Source organism: Flavobacterium fluviale (assembly GCF_003312915.1).
Classification (GTDB): Bacteria; Bacteroidota; Bacteroidia; order Flavobacteriales; family Flavobacteriaceae; genus Flavobacterium; species Flavobacterium fluviale.
In genome coordinates, this window is sequence record NZ_CP030261.1 from 2,451,416 (window position 1) to 2,467,103 (window position 15,688).

Here is a 15,688-nt window from a genome sequence, read left to right on the forward strand (position 1 = left end):
AAATTATTAATAATTAAATCTATTTCTTAGTTTCTGTTTCTTTTAAAATACTTGATATGATAGTATTTCCAATTGGTGTTTTTATCAATTTATGATGCGATTTTACAATCACAACGGCAACAATTAAATAAAAAAGTGCCATGATAAAAAAGCCGTAGTAATACTCTCCAAGCAATTTGCCTACCCATAAGCTAATCCCTATATTAAGGAACAAAGTAAAAAATGCAACAACAATTCCGATTGCGATCTTAGATGCTAATGATGAAACACCATCAGCAACTGAACATACTGTTTTTAGTTTTAATAATTCTAAACTTGTTTTAGCATAGTTTTCAGCTTTTTCATAAAGATTTAAATTCTCGTTTGTTGTTGCATTTGGTTCCATGATATAGGGTTTTATGGTTTGAAAAATTCACTTATTAATAGATGTTTATTAATAGTTTGTTTTTACAGTTTTAGCTTCATCTTTGATTGTATTGAAGTCATCTTTAACTTGGTTAAGTTTAGATTTTCCTTCTTCGATAATGTCTTTACCGTTTGAAGTAATTGTGCTTACAATACCGTCAAATTTTGTTTTAATGTTATCTCCGTAATCTTTCGATTTATCTTTGATTTTTTTTCTTGTATTTGAACCTTTATCTGGTGCAAACAATACTCCTATAAACGCTCCCGCCGCTGCGGCTCCTAAAATTCCTAAAATTGTGCTACTAGTTTTCATAATAATTGATTTAATGGATTAATATTTAAAATTTGTTGATTTAATATGATTTAAATTTCTCGACCTTTAATAAGTCTAAGCAGTACTGCGATAATGGCAATAACTAACAGAATGTGAATAATACTTCCGAAACTGTAAACAAAGAACCCTAAAGCCCAAAGAATTACCAAAATCACTGCGATTGTATATAATAAGTTTGACATGGTTTTTTATTTTAGTGGTTTATAATTAATTTCGCTTAATTCAACTTATACGAAAGGTATAATGTCAAATTGCTGTTTTTTGCGTCTGGTACAGTGTAAGTTGTTCCAGCAACAGTTCTTTCTTTACCAACAGTTGTTAAACCGTAATTGTAACGAACTCCAATACTAATAGGATCAAAGTCAACTCCAACACCTGCAGCGATACCTGCGTCAAATTTTGCTAAATCATCTCTATCAATTTCTTGGTCGAAATCAAAACTTCCGTCTCCAGTTACTTTAGAACTTACTAGGTAAGAAGCGTATCCACCAGCATGAATATTAAAGTTTTTAGTAACATTTACTCTTACTAATAAAGGAACTTCGATATAGTTTAATTTGAATTTTGTACTTCCGCTTGCAAAAGCATTGTTGTATTCAAATTCAGCACCTTTTGTGGTAAACAAAACCTCTGGCTGAATAGCTACCATATCTGAAATAGGAAGAGTAGCATAAACTCCGGCATTAAAACCGTATAAAATATTGTTGTCATCTACATCATCTCCACTTCCATATAAGTTAGACATGTTGAATCCTCCTTTTACACCGAACTCGGTATTTACATTATTGTCTTGAGCGTGCAGCATTCCAAATGAAGCTGTTAAAAAAAGTGTTAAGGCGCATAAAAAATTTGTTTGCATTTTCATAGTTAAAAATTTTAGTTAATTGATAGATAATAGGCTCTTATACGTTTTGTATTCTAATTCTCTCGGTTTCCCTTAAGAGTTTATATTGTTCAGGCAAATACCTTAAAACTATTTCTAGAATTGTTTTATCATTTGTTTCTCTAGAGATAGTCTCAAATAACTCAATCTGGCTGTTTAAAGCATCTTTCATTGTATTTAAATAAACATCGTTGAATTCTGTACCATTTGCATCAATGAGGTTGTACAGGTCTCTTTTATGCGTGGCGTTAATTTCAGTAATTACAATGAGCTTTACAGTGGCCATTTTTGTTATTTCGTCCAGAATTAAATTTTCTTGAATTTCAATTCTCTTACTCAATTCCTGAACTATGGCGTCTGAACTTTTTTGTTGTGCAATTTGACTTTTTGAAATAATAGACTTACTCGCATTTGCCGTTTTAATAAAAAAGAAAGCTTCTGTTTCTTCTTTCTCTGTCATTGAAAAAGCTTGGTTTCTTAAAGAGTTTTCAATCGGATTAATTTTTCTGCAAGACGTGATGCACAATATCATTACCAAAAAGAAAAACACTTTGAAAATTGAAGCTTTTAAAGGTGATATTGCTTTCATTATTACTTCCTAAAGTATTACATTACAAAGATGCTAACGAATGAAAGATTTTACTTTACAGCATAAAAAAGAAACGTTATATAATTCCCATAATAGAATTATTTGACTCTTTTATCCTTTAAAAATCAGGGGTTTGATTCTTTTTTTTAGATGCATAAAAAAAAGAGAAACCATAAAATTTTCTATGATTTCTCTTTTTGTTGTAAAATTACCGGCTGATTTTTTTCTTACATTTCTGTATTTAAAGATTCAGTTTCTAGAAGGTGATTTTTGGACAGAATGGCTGCAGTCTATATAATAGTATAAAAAACTTTAGTTGTAAACTTAATCAGGAAGGTAAACGGTAAACGATGAACCTTTTCCTAAAGTACTGTCTGCTGTAATATGTCCTTTATGATTTTCTACAATTTTTTTACAAATTGCTAAACCAATTCCGGTTCCTGGATAATCTGTTTTAGAATGAAGGCGCTGAAAAAGAATAAAAATAGTTTCTTTAAACTGCGGGTCAAATCCCATTCCGTTATCAGTAAAAGTTATTTTATGGAATTTCTTTATAGACTGCTCCAAAATTTCTGGATAGTCAGCAGAACTTACTTTTTCGCTTAAAATCGAAATTTCAGGTTCAACACCTGGTCGGCTGTATTTTAATGAGTTTCCAATTAAATTAATGAACAACTGCTCAATCTGATAGGGAATGACGGATAGCTTAGGAAGTTTTTCACTTCTAATAACGGCTTTCTTTTCTTCTATAATTTCTGCCAGTTCAGATTCTGCATTATCAAGAAGTTCATTTAAATTCATTTTAATAAACTCCTTCTTAGTAGTATTTGTTCTGGAGAATAAAAGAAGGTCGTCAATTAATACGCGCATTCTTTTTGCAGAGCTTTCAATTTTATGGATGTAATTTTTTGCACTTTCAGACATTACAGCTTTATCCGCATCTGAAACCCTCGAAATAAAGGTCTGGATTTTTCGCAGCGGTTCCTGCAAATCATGGCTCGCAACATGGTTGAAAGAAGCCAGCTCTTTATTGCTTTTCTCTAATTCTCTATTTCGTTCCTGAAGTTCGATATTTAATAAATGCTCATCAGTAATGTCAAAATTAATACCAAGTAAAATTTTACTACCCTGCTGATCGGTTACAATTTTACCAGTGGTCTTAAAATATCGGATTTCGTAATCTGCACGGACAATTTTATAATATACAAACGTAAGTTTCTTTTTATCGATAATTCCGTCCATATATTCAGCAAACGTTTCTTTATCGTCTGGATGAACAAATTTTAATAGAGTTGCCTTATTCGGAACAAAAGATTTAGGTTCGCAGCCCAGCAGGCGATATTGATTATCAGAATAGTCAATTTTATCAGAGTCTAAATCCCATTGCCAAGTACTGAAATTTCCAATACTTTCAGATTCAGCAATTAATCCGTTTGAAATTAAAAGTCTTTTATTAAAAATTTTTAAACGTTGAAAATCACGGCTGATTTGTCTGTAAGCCAATAAAATAAAAAGTAAGGCAGCTAAGAATAGGGAAATCGAAAAAAGCGGACTTAATGAGATTTCAGAATCATAAATTTTAAGTCTTTTTTTGAGAAAGGCTTTTTCAATATCATTCATTTCGTCAACCTTAAACCGAATATTTTCCATTAGAATTCGACCGCCAAACATATGGTTGTCTAATTTTCTTTTGTCATACGTTTTAGGGTCGCTATATTTTAGGCAATTTTCAAAAGAAACGAAACGCTGCGTAATGAGTTTGAAAAGTTTTTGAAGATTTTCCTGTTGCTGTGGATTATCGGCAGTGAGTTTTTTTAAAGTAATAAACGAGGTGTTTACTTTATCACGTGAATAAATATACGGCGTTAAAAAACGGGCGTTGCGAGTGATAATATACCCTCGCTGGCCCGTTTCTGCATCTTTAATAGCCGACATTAATTGTTCGAGCTGGATGTTGATTTCGTAAGTATGCATAACCAGTTTACTTGATTCATTCAAGTCCTGATTATGCTTATAAGCGATAGAAGAAAGAAATAACAGGATGAAAACTGCGATTACAAAAATAACTCTCAAAGAGTTTGAAGAATTAAAATTTGGGATCCACTTCATTGGTATGCTCTTATTTTAGTCGCAGCAAGAAATTATCACGGTTTAAACCTGAAGTATGATAATGCCAGTTTACGGTCACGACTTCATTAATTATTTTTTTTAGTGTATTAAAATCACTTGGTTTTTTAATGTAAATATTAGCGCCCTGAATAAAAGTGTCTTCAATGTCTTCTTCAGATGAAGAAGTAGAATAAATCGCAATGATTATGTCTTTTAGATGATCTGTTTTTTTGATTTCAATTAAACATTCTTTACCTGTTTTTTTAGGCATATTCAAATCGAGAAACAAAATATCCGGAAGTTTATTGTCTTTGTTCATTAAATGATCCATAAGCTGCATTCCATCATGTACGAAATTTACGTTCGTTTGGATTTTTATTTCTTCAAAAGCGTCTTTAAAGAAAAGACGATCATCTTCATCATCATCAGCTAGTAAAATGTGTAATGCGTTTTTCTGCATTTGATTGCGGTATTTGGGTTTTTATTTTAAATTTTCTCTTCGTTTCTTAATAATCCTCTGAAAAGCAGACGGAGTAATTCCAGTTGTGTTTTTAAACTGCGTACTTAAGTGGGCAACACTGGAGTAATTTAGTAAAAAAGCAATTTCTGTCAAACTCATTTCATTAATAATTATTAATTGTTTTGCTCTTTCAATTTTCTGTAATATAATAAAGTTTTCTATAGAAGAATATGTTACTTCTGAGAAAACATTGGATAGATAGCCGTAACTATGATTTAGCTTCTCAGCTAAAAACACAGAACTTTTGTAATTATTACTGTCGTCCATAAAAACAAGTTCGATGATAGCATCTTTTATTTTTTGGACTAATACACTTTTTTGATTTTCAACTACTTCAAAGCCGCATGGAGCTAATTTGTGTTTTAATTTCTCCAGTGCTTCAGCATCAATATTGTCTTCAATCTCAATTTCTCCAAATCCCAGAGTTGTAAAGTTAATATTGTTTTGTTCCAGGTTTTGTTTTAAATAAAGAGAGCAAATCGTGTTAATGTCAAACTTTATAAATAGTTTCATTTTATGGAAATTTGGTTAAAGATACTTAATTTATTTGGTGTTTTTGTTTAAAAATAGCTTAGAATTACAAGTTGAACGCATTTTAAAATAAAATTTTCAAAAAAATACCGTCTAATATTTTGTACTAGACGGTATTTCCTGATTGAGTTGCAAGGATTTACAAATCTGACAGGATTTGATGAAATTCTTCTTTTGTTTTTCCTAATTTTTGTTGAAGTCTTCCGTACATTTCGTCTTCTTTTCCTTCAGCAAACATCAAATCGTCATCTGTTAATTCAGCATATTTTTGTTTTAACTTTCCTTTTAACTCATTCCAGTTTCCTTTTATCTCTGTAGTATTCATGATATTCTTTGTTTGAATTTATAATACTGTAAAATTGCAAATTCTAAAAAGGGTTTTTGTTACATTAATTTTTAAGACTGCTGCATAATTTTCATCCCGACATAAAATTACACTAGAAAATATCTCGAATTAAAAATTAAAAATTAAAAATTAAATAATCTTAACATCGTACAATTCACAATTCACAATTCACAATTCACAATTTACAATTTACAATTCACAATTACCCCTGATATCTTCTTAAAACCCAAGCCATTTTTTCGTGTTCCTGCAGCAGACCCGTTACAAAGTCTGCAGAACCGGCGTCATTTGTTTCATTTTCAAAAACAGGAAGATAACCTCTAAATTCGGTTACCAGCTGCTCATGGTTTTCTAAAAGTTCAATTAACATATGTTTTTGAGAGGCATATTCTTTTGGAGATTCCTTAAGAGTAGAATTTTCAATAAACTCTTTCATAGTTCCAATTGTTTTTTCTCCAAGCTGGTTAATTCGTTCTGCAACTTCATCAATATTCGCTTCAAGAATTCGGTATTGGTCTTCAAATAGTTTATGCAATTCCATAAAACTATTTCCCGATATATTCCAGTGAAACTTTCTAGTTTTCACATATAAAGTCATTTCGTTCGATAAAATTGTGGCTAATATAGTGGCACTTTTTTTTAAGTTTTTTGGCGATATTCCGATATTTGGGCTCATAATAGTCTCTTTTTAGGATTTTTCCAAAGATAACTTTTCGGTACTTTTAATTTCTTACATAATTTTAGAGAGGAGTTATAGAAATCCAATGTTTTTTGTTAATTCAGTGCGGAAAATCAAAAAAAGAAATAAGTTTTAAAGACGTAAAACATGAGTTTTCATAAATTGGCAAACCAATTATATTATTGTAATTTTGCCCGCACTAGCAAATACAATATGACAACACAACAATTACACGAACAAATTCTTCAAAAAAAATCATTTCTATGCGTTGGTTTAGATCCAGATCTAGCTAAAATGCCACAGCATTTATTAGAAACAGAAGATCCGATTTTTGAATTTAATAAAGCAATAATCGATGCTACACACGATTTAACTGTAGGTTATAAACCAAATACAGCTTTCTTTGAGGCATACGGAATAAAAGGATGGATATCGCTGCAGAAAACAATCAATTACATCAACGAAAATTATCCTGAAATTTTTACTATTGCCGATGCAAAACGTGGTGATATCGGGAATACATCTAGTATGTATGCAAAAGCTTTTTTTGAAGATTTGAATTTTGATAGTGTAACCGTTGCTCCTTATATGGGAAAAGATTCTGTCGAGCCATTTTTAGCATTCGAAAATAAACACACTATAATGTTAGCTTTAACATCGAATGAAGGTGCATTCGATTTTCAGACTTTAAATACAAACGGAAAAGAATTGTATAAACAAGTTTTGGAAACTTCTAAAACTTGGAAAAACAGCGAAAACTTGATGTACGTTGTGGGCGCAACAAAAGCCGAATATTTTACTGAAATTAGAAAAATTGTTCCAGACAGCTTTTTATTAGTTCCAGGAATTGGCGCTCAAGGCGGAAGCTTATCTGAAGTCTGCAAATACGGAATGAATGATAAAATTGGTCTTTTGGTAAATTCTGCAAGAGCTATTATCTACGCTTCAAAGGGAACTGACTTTGCTGAAAAGGCTAGGGAAGAAGCTTTATCAGTTCAAAAAGAAATGGCTGAGATTATTGGTTTAAAGTTTCAGGTTTAAGGTTTCAAGCTGTTTTACTTTGAATATAATTTAACGGCAAAGTTCGTAAAGGTTTTACAAGTTCACAAAGAAATAACTTTGTGTTCTTAGCGTAAATCTTTGCGAACTTAGCGGTTAAAAAAACACTCCACAAACTTGAAACAAAAAAAGACTTGAAACATGAAACAAATAATAGATCAGCTGGGTACTGTTCATTCTTTTGAAACAACTCCAAAACGTATCATTTCGCTAGTTCCATCGCAAACCGAATTATTGTATGATTTAGGTTTAGAAGAGAAAATTATCGGAATTACCAAGTTTTGTGTGCATCCGTTTCATTTTAAGTCGACTAAAAAGATTGTTGGCGGAACAAAGAAAATTCATTTCGAAAAAATAAAACTTTTAGAGCCAGATATTATCATTTGCAATAAAGAAGAAAACACAGAAGAAATTGTAAATCTGTTACAGGAAATATGCCCGGTTTGGGTTACTAACATTGTTTCTGTTGAAGATAATTTTCAGATGATTTCAGATTTTGGACAACTTTTCAATTGCAGAACCGAAGCCCAAAAGTGGAATGATAAATTGACTTTCGCCTTGAGCGATTTTAAAAATTATATCAAAGATATTCCGTCTAAAAAAGCAGCGTATTTCATTTGGAAAAATCCATACATGGCTGCGGGCAATGATACCTATATAAATGAATTATTGAAATTAAATCATTTTACAAATATATACCAAGATAAGGGGCGTTATCCCGAAATCGAATTAAAAAAAATGCGCTTGGAAGGAGATCCAGATCTTGTTTTCCTTTCTTCGGAGCCTTATCCTTTTAAAGAAGAAGATGCTTTTGAAATAGGCAGATTCACACATCACGCCAAAACCATCTTCGTCGACGGCGAAATGTTCTCTTGGCACGGAAGCCGATTACTAAAGGCTTTTGCGTATTTCAAATTATTGCAAGAAAGGTTGAAGAGTTAGTTTGATTTTGTTTCAGGTTTCAGGTTTGAAGTTTCAAGTTTGAGGTTTGAGGATTGAGGTTTCAAGTTTAAGGTTTGAAGTTGTTGAGAGTTTAACCGCAAAGTTCGCAAGTTTTTACACAAAGCTTTGCGAACTTTGCGTTTTATACAAAACCTCTTAAATAAAAAACTTTGCGCCCTTTGCGGTAGAATTATGTTCAAAGTAAAGCAACCTGAAACTTTAAACCTGAAACCTGAAACCTTAAACAATTAAAACCAAGTTGATACAAAAAAAAGAATGCCGGCATCTCGAAGACGCCGGCATCATTTAACTAACCAAAACCAAAATAATAAATAACCAGTTTATTACATTACAAATGTCCGACATATATCAATCTTATGCTGTTAAGGTTTTGTTATTACTTTGTTGACCATAAGTTAAGATTTGTAAAACTTTCGTTTTGAGCTTTCTGCAGTATTACATAATTTTTGATTATTAAAATATAATAACAATCAATTTTGATTATTAAATCGATATGTTTTTGTTTGTATATTTGATAAAACATTAAAAATCAGCAATATGGAAGAAAACAAAAAATTAACAACTGCTACAGGAACTCCAGTTCCAGATAACCAAAATATTCAAACAGCAGGCCCTCGTGGACCAGTTTTACTTCAAGATTTTTGGTTCTTAGAAAAGATGGCCCATTTTGACCGCGAAGTGATTCCCGAGAGAAGAATGCATGCCAAAGGATCTGGAGCATACGGAACTTTTACAGTAACCCATGACATTACAAAATATACAAGAGCAGATTTGTTTTCTGAAATTGGAAAGAAGACAGAAATGTTTGCTCGTTTCTCTACTGTTGCAGGAGAAAGGGGAGCCGCTGATGCTGAAAGAGATATCCGTGGTTTTGCTTTGAAATTTTATACAAATGAAGGAAATTGGGATTTGGTTGGAAATAACACTCCAGTATTTTTCTTCCGTGATCCAATGAAATTTCCAGATCTGAACCACGCTGTAAAACGTGATCCTAAAACCAATTTAAGAAGTGCTGACAATAATTGGGATTTTTGGACATTACTTCCTGAAGCACTGCACCAGGTTACCATAGTAATGAGTGATAGAGGAATTCCAAGATCATACAGACAAATGCACGGATTTGGCAGTCATACTTTTAGTTTTCTGAACGCTCAAAATGAAAGACATTACGTAAAGTTTCATTTTGTTTCACAACAGGGTATTGATAATCTTTCTGATGAAGAAGCGGCATTGTTAGTTGGAGGGGATAGGGAAAGCCATCAGCGTGATTTATTTAATGCTATTGAAGAAGGAAATTTTCCAAAATGGAAATTATTTGTTCAAATTATGACAGAGGAACAAGCAGAGAATTACCGTTTTCATCCTTTTGATTTGACTAAAGTTTGGTTAAAAGGTGATTTTCCATTAATTCCTGTGGGAGAATTTGAACTAAATAAAAACCCAGAAAATTATTTTGCCGAAGTTGAGCAAGCGGCTTTTAATCCAGCTCACGTTGTACCTGGAATTAGTTTCTCTCCAGATAAAATGCTGCAAGCCCGTTTGTTTTCTTATGGTGATGCCCATAGATATCGTTTGGGAGTGAATAATTTCCAAATCCCTGTAAATTCATCAAGATGTCCTTATAATACTTTCCATAGAGATGGTGCGATGCGTGTCGATGGAAATAACGGCGGACGTAAACATTACGAGCCAAACAGCTTTGGAGAATGGCAGGAACAGCCAGAATTTAAAGAACCGCCATTAAAACTTCATGGTGATGCGTGGGCACATAATTTTAGAGATGATGATACTGATTATTTCACACAACCTGGATTATTGTTTCGTTTGCTGACAGATGAGAAAAAACAGTTGTTATTTAAAAATACGGCTGCACAAGTTGGAGGGGCTCAAAAGTTTATTCAAGTCCGTCATATTAGAAATTGTTTCAAAGCAGATCCTGCATACGGAGAAGGAGTAGCAAATGCTTTAGGAATGACAATGGAAGAAGTAAATGCTTTTGATGATCCTAGATTAGCGATTGTGGTTCGTTAGATGACGTTCTAAGATTCTGAGTTTTCAATAGTAAACCCGACAGGTTTTGGAAACCTGTCGGGTTTACTTATTTAGTGCAGAGTTGTCAGACTGAGCGAAGTCGAAGTGCTTTTAGGTAAAGCCAGCCTTCGACTATGCTCAGGATGACAGTATTTTTTTAAAAATAACAAACCCGACAAGTTTCCAAAACTCGTCGGGTTTGCTTTTTATAAGATAGAAAAGCCTTTGTATCTTTGGACCTTTGTCTCTTTGAGCCTTAAAAAAAAACTAAGAAAAAACCACCGTCTTATTACTATAAACCATTGTTTTTCTTTCGGCATGAAGTTTTATGGCTCTTGCTAGAACAATACGTTCCAAATCTCGTCCTTTCATGATAAAATCTTCGACAGAGTGAATGTGCGAAACTCTTGCAATATCCTGCTCAATAATCGGACCTTCGTCTAGTTCTTCTGTAACATAATGGCTTGTGGCACCAATGATTTTTACCCCGCGTTTAAAAGCAGAATGATATGGTTTTGCTCCTGGAAAAGCAGGTAAAAACGAATGGTGAATATTGATAATTCTATTCTCGTAAAGTGAAATCAGTTTTGGTGTAATTATCTGCATATAACGAGCCAAAACAATAAAATTGATTTCATATCTTTTTAATAATTCAATTTGTCTTGCTTCGCCTTCTTCCTTGTTGTCTTTTGTAAAAGGAACATAATGAAACGGAATATCAAAACGTTCCGCAATTGATCTTAAATCATTATGATTACTGATAATCAGAGGAATCTCAACATTAAGTTCTCCAGCACTGTAGCGGCCTAAAATATCAAATAAGCAATGATCGTATTTAGAAACAAACAAAGCCATTTTTGGTTTTTGTTCCTGACTATATAAATCCCAAGACATATTAAATTTTACGGCAAGGGTTTCGTCAAAATCCTTTTTTAACCCTTCAACAGTAATCTGCGGATTGGTAAATTCGCATTCCAATCGCATAAAGAATACATTTTGCTCTACATCAACATGCTGGTCGATATAGGTGATATTTCCCTCTACTTTAGCAATAAAAGTAGTTACCGAGGCGATAATATTTTTTTGATCTTTACAGTGAATTAGAATGGTTATTTTTTGCATTTTGGTTGTTAATTTTGGTTAGTGACAAAGTTGAAGATCCAAATTTTCAAAGGCTTTGTACCTTTGTACCTTTGAAAATTTGTAACTTCAGAAAAAACTATTTTCCGTCCTGCATCGCAAATACTTTTTGTAGTAAAGGCGTTGTTCTTGCAGAAATATTATTTCGAATTTCTTTTTCTTCAACCGCAATCATTTTAAAAACGCCGGATAAAGCCTGAGTTGTTGTATAGTCGGTCAAATCTGGGTTTACTTTTTTAACTAACGGAATTGTATTGTATTTATTGATGATTTTTGTCCAAACGGCATCAGCACCAACTTTTTCAAAAGAGCTTTTAATTACTGGATTAAATTTTCCGTATAATGCAGTAGTTGTACTTCCTTGTAAATAGCTTGTTGCTGCTGTGTCATTTCCTAATAAAATATTTTTAGCATCTGTAAAAGACATATTTTTTACTGCTGCAACAAATATTGGAGTGGCTTCTTTCACTGCATCTTCTGCTGCGCGGTTCAACATTTTGATTCCTTCATCTGCAAGGGAGCTCAAGCCTACTTTTCTTAAAGTGGCATCTACTTTTTGTAATTCTTCCGGCATTAAAATTTTCACGGCTTGGTTTTTATAAAAACCATCTACTGCGGTTAATTTGCTTACCTGTTCTGTAATTCCTTTATTTAAGGCTTCTTTTAAACCAGAAGCAATATCCACACCGCCAACTCCAGGAAGCTGAGATGATATTTGAGGTAATTGATTTAATGTCTGCTGTACCTGCGCGCAAGACGTAAGAGAAAACGTAACGGCTAATAATAAAATCTTTTTCATTTGTTGGGGATTATTAAGTTTCAAAAATACTACTTATTCAAAAATAAAGCCATAAAAATATTCTGGGACTTTAAACAATTTGTTTAATAAATAACAGTTCTATTACAATTCGTTTTAAAATAAAAAATCATCTCATAAAAACTATAAGATGATTTTTGATTTTATACAAAGTTTATTTCTATCGATTACTAAAAGCGATTTCTTGTAAAGCCCGTGGATTGCTAATTGCTTTACTAACTTCTTGTTTTCGCATATTATCATTGTTTCCTGTTCCTGTACTGAGAATAAGTTTTTTGGGAATTATCGGCTTTTTATCAAAAATAGAAGCATATAATAAAACAGCCTGCAAAAATCCGCCGTCATTTAAAAAGTGAAGCGTACTCTTTCCGTATCGAAGACGATCATTATTATCGATTAGATATTTGTAACCATTTTTGCCATTATAGGCATCTTTAACCGCGTCACCAACTCTCAATAAACCAGCATTTTTAATAAAAACTGCAGCTCTGACAGAATTTTTGCGCAGATCATCGTAATAAGTATTGTAATTGGAGTCTTTAAAAGGTACTGGAGACATTCCTTGATAAACATATACCGCAACATCTGGGCTGTTTTTGTGGATCTTTTCAACAATAAATTTTAAATTATCTCTGTATTTCGCCAGATTATTTAACGCAATGGGTGTGGCTTCTTGAAGAACAACGTAATCGTAATAATTTCCATCCTTATCTATGTTAGAAAAATTTTGGTTGGCCTCCGTTTTATTGGTTTCATATACCTTATCAAGCGGGACCCCCATCGTTACTAACTGCTGTACATTAATATGATGGTTATTGGCATTGCAAAGCTCTTGAAATAATGTAGATGTACTGACAAAATATTCCATTTGACTGTTGCCCATAAATAAAATGCGAGTTGGACTAAGAGCCTTAGGAGCCTTAGGACGACCAATCTCTAACGATTTAAGTTGATTTTCAGATGCTTTTGAATTATTGCAGCCAGAAATTAAAAGTAACATTGTCGCGGCAAATAGGAAAAAGTATTTTTGCACTTTGATTTAATTAAAAAAAAATTTTGGCAAATCTCTTTTTAATTAAAACCATTCTTAGCCCTTATTTGTTTTTAATGTATCATTTTAAGACAATATAGATAGCATGAATTTTTAAATATTGAGCTCAGGTTGATATACAGGGTTGTTTTTATTTAATTCGGTTAATATAGGCTGTGTATAATCTTTTCCACCTTTAATCAAATAATAAAAGGATTTAACGACATACACAGGCCCCCATGGAAAAGATTTCCAGCCGAGTGCTAAATTTTTAGCAAAATGTTTTAAGGCGTATTTAAAAGTTTTTTCTTCTGGACGAACAAAATAGATATTAGAGCCTTTGAATTTTTTCATGAGTTTTGAAATAGTATTGGGAAAAATTACAAATCTTCCGCCTTGCTGCACTAATACATTGATTTCAAACATTGTTAGACCTTCGATATTATTTGTTTTCATAATAATTAGATTTTAAGTATTATAAAATTTTCGTGTAATTATGGAGGCAAAAATAATGAGGTTTTAAAAATGATAGTGCCTCTAAAAGGTTTTGTAGTAATAAGTTAAGTCTTTTTTTTGGTTCATAAAAAAGACTAAAAAAGAGAGAAATTACCATAAAATGATAACTTCTCTCTAAAATTTAATAGAATTTATTTTATTGAGTTACAACTGCATTTTCGCCAGTTAACTCTTTGTCTTTTTCATAAACATCTTGAAAGAAACCAATTTCACCATTTTCATTTACTAAGGAAGTGAAATAAGTAATATAAATAGGAACTTTTTTAGTTAATTTAAAACTTTTTTCTGCTTTACCATCCATTGCTTTATCAATTTTTGCTGGTGTCCATTCTGGATAATCCTGCAGCATTGCAGCGGCTAATTCTTTTGCCATTTTTACATTGATACAACCATGGCTGAAAGTTCTTTTTTCAAAATCGAATAAAGTTTTAGATGGTGTATCGTGCATATAAATATCATCTTGGTTTGGAAACATAAATTTTACTAAACCTAAAGAATTATCTGGACCTGGTTTTTGTCTGACTTGACCGTTTATCATTTCCATGTTTTTTTCTGCAAGATAATTTGGATCTGAAGCGATTTTAGATTTTAATTCATTTTGAACAATACTTTGAGGAATTGTCCAATATGGGCTAAAAACGATTCTGTCAATTTCACTGTTAAAAATCGTTGTTTTTGTTAAAGGTGCTCCAACAAAAACGCTTGAAGTTAATGCTACTTTTCCGTTTTTCACATAAATTAATTCATAAGAAGGAACGTTTACCAAAACATATTCGTCGCTGGCAGTAATTTGAGCCGAAATAGCGCGACATCTTTCCATATTAAGTTTCAGCGTTTCCATTTTATCAGAAAGCGGTATATTCATTTCATTAATATGTTCTTCTGCTAGAATATAATTTGGTTTAAAACCGTTACGAACTTTGTATTTCATTACAGCATCCATCAATTCACGGTCGTAAACATCACTTTTAGAATCATGTTGTAAGTCTCCCATTAAATATAAACGGGTTCTTACCTGTGCAATTGTACTTGAAACTGCATCTGGACGTAATTCTTTGTATGGAGTTTCCGTAACAATTGGTTTCCATTTATGGGAACGCTCTAATCTTTTGTATTTTTTTAAAACATCTTCTAATTTATAATACTGATCATACTGTACTTTTACATCTTCTGTTGTTGTTGAAGCAGTTGCTTCTTCGATTGTGCTGTAGTTTAAAAAATCTTTCAGCATAGAATCATAAGATAATCTTTTCTTATCTGCGTTATTCTTTTTAGTATACAATACATATAAAGAACTCAAAAGCATGTCCGCATCTGTTTTAGACAATTTTGTTTGTGCTGATTGGTCAAAAAGCTGATCAATTTCTTTTTGATAAGGAATTACTAAATCATTAGTTTTTTTTGCTTTTTCGTATAAAACAGTTCCAAACTCATTAATGTCATCTTCATCAAACCAAATAGATCCTAAAGTTCTGTTTTTGTACAATGACATGACATCAGATTTATATTTTTTTAAATCTGAATATCTTTTAAAGAAATCATTTGAAACTTTGTCTACATTATCTGCATTATCATTATGCAAATTGTAAATCGCTGCAATAGTTGAAGTTTTTTTATTGTGATCTGAGAGAGTGTTTTTTTCTATTCTACTAAAAGAAGATATAAAAAAACTCAAACTTAAAATTAGGGCGAATGAATAATATGTTTTCATTTTTTTTAAATTTTTACGTTATTAC

General features: G+C 32.0%; 18 protein-coding genes. 3 read left to right on the top strand and 15 right to left on the bottom strand.

Annotation, left to right across the window (positions count from 1 at the left end; genetic code table 11):
* Positions 1-19: 19 nt before the first annotated feature.
* From HYN86_RS10770 to HYN86_RS10815, 10 genes are all read right to left on the bottom strand, one after another.
* Positions 20-385 (bottom strand): hypothetical protein, encoded by a 366-nt coding sequence (locus HYN86_RS10770; protein ID WP_113678028.1) that lies wholly within the window; start codon positions 383-385, stop codon positions 20-22.
* Positions 386-433: 48 nt separating this feature from the next.
* A complete protein-coding gene (locus tag HYN86_RS10775) occupies positions 434-718 on the bottom strand; it encodes a YtxH domain-containing protein (protein ID WP_113678029.1) in 285 nt (94 codons plus the stop codon).
* Positions 719-768: 50 nt separating this feature from the next.
* Entirely contained in the window at positions 769-921 is a 153-nt protein-coding gene (locus tag HYN86_RS10780; RefSeq protein WP_109192514.1) for a lmo0937 family membrane protein, read from the bottom strand.
* Between the two features lie 35 nt (positions 922-956).
* A complete protein-coding gene (locus HYN86_RS10785) occupies positions 957-1,604 on the bottom strand; it encodes a porin family protein (protein ID WP_113678030.1) in 648 nt (215 codons plus the stop codon).
* 37 nt (positions 1,605-1,641) lie between these two features.
* Positions 1,642-2,082, bottom strand: coding sequence for a DUF4142 domain-containing protein (locus tag HYN86_RS10790; RefSeq protein WP_230406348.1), 441 nt, complete (start codon positions 2,080-2,082; stop codon positions 1,642-1,644).
* A gap of 453 nt (positions 2,083-2,535) precedes the next feature.
* Positions 2,536-4,320, bottom strand: coding sequence for a sensor histidine kinase (locus tag HYN86_RS10795; RefSeq protein WP_113678032.1), 1,785 nt, complete (start codon positions 4,318-4,320; stop codon positions 2,536-2,538).
* Between the two features lie 10 nt (positions 4,321-4,330).
* A complete protein-coding gene (locus HYN86_RS10800; RefSeq protein WP_095929844.1) occupies positions 4,331-4,780 on the bottom strand; it encodes a response regulator in 450 nt (149 codons plus the stop codon).
* A gap of 21 nt (positions 4,781-4,801) precedes the next feature.
* A complete protein-coding gene (locus tag HYN86_RS10805) occupies positions 4,802-5,353 on the bottom strand; it encodes a helix-turn-helix domain-containing protein (protein ID WP_113678033.1) in 552 nt (183 codons plus the stop codon).
* 157 nt (positions 5,354-5,510) lie between these two features.
* Positions 5,511-5,696 (bottom strand): CsbD family protein, encoded by a 186-nt coding sequence (locus HYN86_RS10810; protein WP_012024385.1) that lies wholly within the window; start codon positions 5,694-5,696, stop codon positions 5,511-5,513.
* A gap of 223 nt (positions 5,697-5,919) precedes the next feature.
* Positions 5,920-6,393: a Dps family protein gene (locus HYN86_RS10815; protein ID WP_113678034.1), complete on the bottom strand. Its 474-nt coding sequence runs from the start codon at positions 6,391-6,393 to the stop codon at positions 5,920-5,922.
* A 216-nt stretch (positions 6,394-6,609) separates the two neighbouring features.
* Here HYN86_RS10815 and pyrF point away from each other — a divergent pair, with 216 nt between their 5' ends.
* From pyrF to HYN86_RS10830, 3 genes are all read left to right on the top strand, one after another.
* Positions 6,610-7,437 (top strand): orotidine-5'-phosphate decarboxylase, encoded by an 828-nt coding sequence (gene pyrF / locus HYN86_RS10820; RefSeq protein WP_113678035.1) that lies wholly within the window; start codon positions 6,610-6,612, stop codon positions 7,435-7,437.
* A 159-nt stretch (positions 7,438-7,596) separates the two neighbouring features.
* The gene (locus HYN86_RS10825; protein ID WP_113678036.1) at positions 7,597-8,397 is read left to right on the top strand and encodes an ABC transporter substrate-binding protein; all 801 of its coding nucleotides are present in this window, start codon (positions 7,597-7,599) and stop codon (positions 8,395-8,397) included.
* 558 nt (positions 8,398-8,955) lie between these two features.
* Positions 8,956-10,449 carry a catalase gene (locus HYN86_RS10830; protein ID WP_113678037.1) on the top strand — a complete coding sequence of 498 codons (1,494 nt, stop codon included), beginning with the start codon at positions 8,956-8,958 and terminating at the stop codon, positions 10,447-10,449.
* Between the two features lie 267 nt (positions 10,450-10,716).
* Here HYN86_RS10830 and purU read toward each other — a convergent pair whose 3' ends face one another.
* The 5 genes from purU to HYN86_RS10855 form a co-directional block, all read right to left on the bottom strand.
* The gene (purU, locus tag HYN86_RS10835; RefSeq protein ID WP_113678038.1) at positions 10,717-11,571 is read right to left on the bottom strand and encodes a formyltetrahydrofolate deformylase; all 855 of its coding nucleotides are present in this window, start codon (positions 11,569-11,571) and stop codon (positions 10,717-10,719) included.
* 97 nt (positions 11,572-11,668) lie between these two features.
* Positions 11,669-12,388: a DUF4197 domain-containing protein gene (locus tag HYN86_RS10840; RefSeq protein WP_113678039.1), complete on the bottom strand. Its 720-nt coding sequence runs from the start codon at positions 12,386-12,388 to the stop codon at positions 11,669-11,671.
* Positions 12,389-12,566: 178 nt separating this feature from the next.
* Entirely contained in the window at positions 12,567-13,406 is an 840-nt protein-coding gene (locus HYN86_RS10845) for a hypothetical protein (protein WP_113678040.1), read from the bottom strand.
* 144 nt (positions 13,407-13,550) lie between these two features.
* Complete coding sequence (locus HYN86_RS10850) at positions 13,551-13,892, bottom strand: hypothetical protein (protein WP_113678041.1); 342 nt, start codon at positions 13,890-13,892, stop codon at positions 13,551-13,553.
* 196 nt (positions 13,893-14,088) lie between these two features.
* Positions 14,089-15,663 carry a L,D-transpeptidase family protein gene (locus HYN86_RS10855; protein ID WP_113678042.1) on the bottom strand — a complete coding sequence of 525 codons (1,575 nt, stop codon included), beginning with the start codon at positions 15,661-15,663 and terminating at the stop codon, positions 14,089-14,091.
* Positions 15,664-15,688: the final 25 nt, after the last annotated feature.

Bases quoted from the DNA above. Each gene is read 5' to 3' on its own strand.
- HYN86_RS10790 (WP_230406348.1), bottom strand. From the start codon at position 2,082: ATGACAGAGAAAGAAGAAACAGAAGCTTTCTTTTTTATTAAAACGGCA.
- HYN86_RS10800 (WP_095929844.1), bottom strand. From the start codon at position 4,780: ATGCAGAAAAACGCATTACACATTTTACTAGCTGATGATGATGAAGAT.
- HYN86_RS10805 (WP_113678033.1), bottom strand. From the start codon at position 5,353: ATGAAACTATTTATAAAGTTTGACATTAACACGATTTGCTCTCTTTAT.
- HYN86_RS10815 (WP_113678034.1), bottom strand. From the start codon at position 6,393: ATGAGCCCAAATATCGGAATATCGCCAAAAAACTTAAAAAAAAGTGCC.
- HYN86_RS10795 (WP_113678032.1), bottom strand. From the start codon at position 4,320: ATGAAGTGGATCCCAAATTTTAATTCTTCAAACTCTTTGAGAGTTATT.
- pyrF (WP_113678035.1), top strand. From the start codon at position 6,610: ATGACAACACAACAATTACACGAACAAATTCTTCAAAAAAAATCATTT.
- HYN86_RS10780 (WP_109192514.1), bottom strand. From the start codon at position 921: ATGTCAAACTTATTATATACAATCGCAGTGATTTTGGTAATTCTTTGG.
- HYN86_RS10775 (WP_113678029.1), bottom strand. From the start codon at position 718: ATGAAAACTAGTAGCACAATTTTAGGAATTTTAGGAGCCGCAGCGGCG.
- HYN86_RS10845 (WP_113678040.1), bottom strand. From the start codon at position 13,406: ATGTTACTTTTAATTTCTGGCTGCAATAATTCAAAAGCATCTGAAAAT.
- HYN86_RS10850 (WP_113678041.1), bottom strand. From the start codon at position 13,892: ATGAAAACAAATAATATCGAAGGTCTAACAATGTTTGAAATCAATGTA.
- HYN86_RS10825 (WP_113678036.1), top strand. From the start codon at position 7,597: ATGAAACAAATAATAGATCAGCTGGGTACTGTTCATTCTTTTGAAACA.
- purU (WP_113678038.1), bottom strand. From the start codon at position 11,571: ATGCAAAAAATAACCATTCTAATTCACTGTAAAGATCAAAAAAATATT.
- HYN86_RS10855 (WP_113678042.1), bottom strand. From the start codon at position 15,663: ATGAAAACATATTATTCATTCGCCCTAATTTTAAGTTTGAGTTTTTTT.
- HYN86_RS10785 (WP_113678030.1), bottom strand. From the start codon at position 1,604: ATGAAAATGCAAACAAATTTTTTATGCGCCTTAACACTTTTTTTAACA.
- HYN86_RS10830 (WP_113678037.1), top strand. From the start codon at position 8,956: ATGGAAGAAAACAAAAAATTAACAACTGCTACAGGAACTCCAGTTCCA.
- HYN86_RS10840 (WP_113678039.1), bottom strand. From the start codon at position 12,388: ATGAAAAAGATTTTATTATTAGCCGTTACGTTTTCTCTTACGTCTTGC.
- HYN86_RS10810 (WP_012024385.1), bottom strand. From the start codon at position 5,696: ATGAATACTACAGAGATAAAAGGAAACTGGAATGAGTTAAAAGGAAAG.
- HYN86_RS10770 (WP_113678028.1), bottom strand. From the start codon at position 385: ATGGAACCAAATGCAACAACAAACGAGAATTTAAATCTTTATGAAAAA.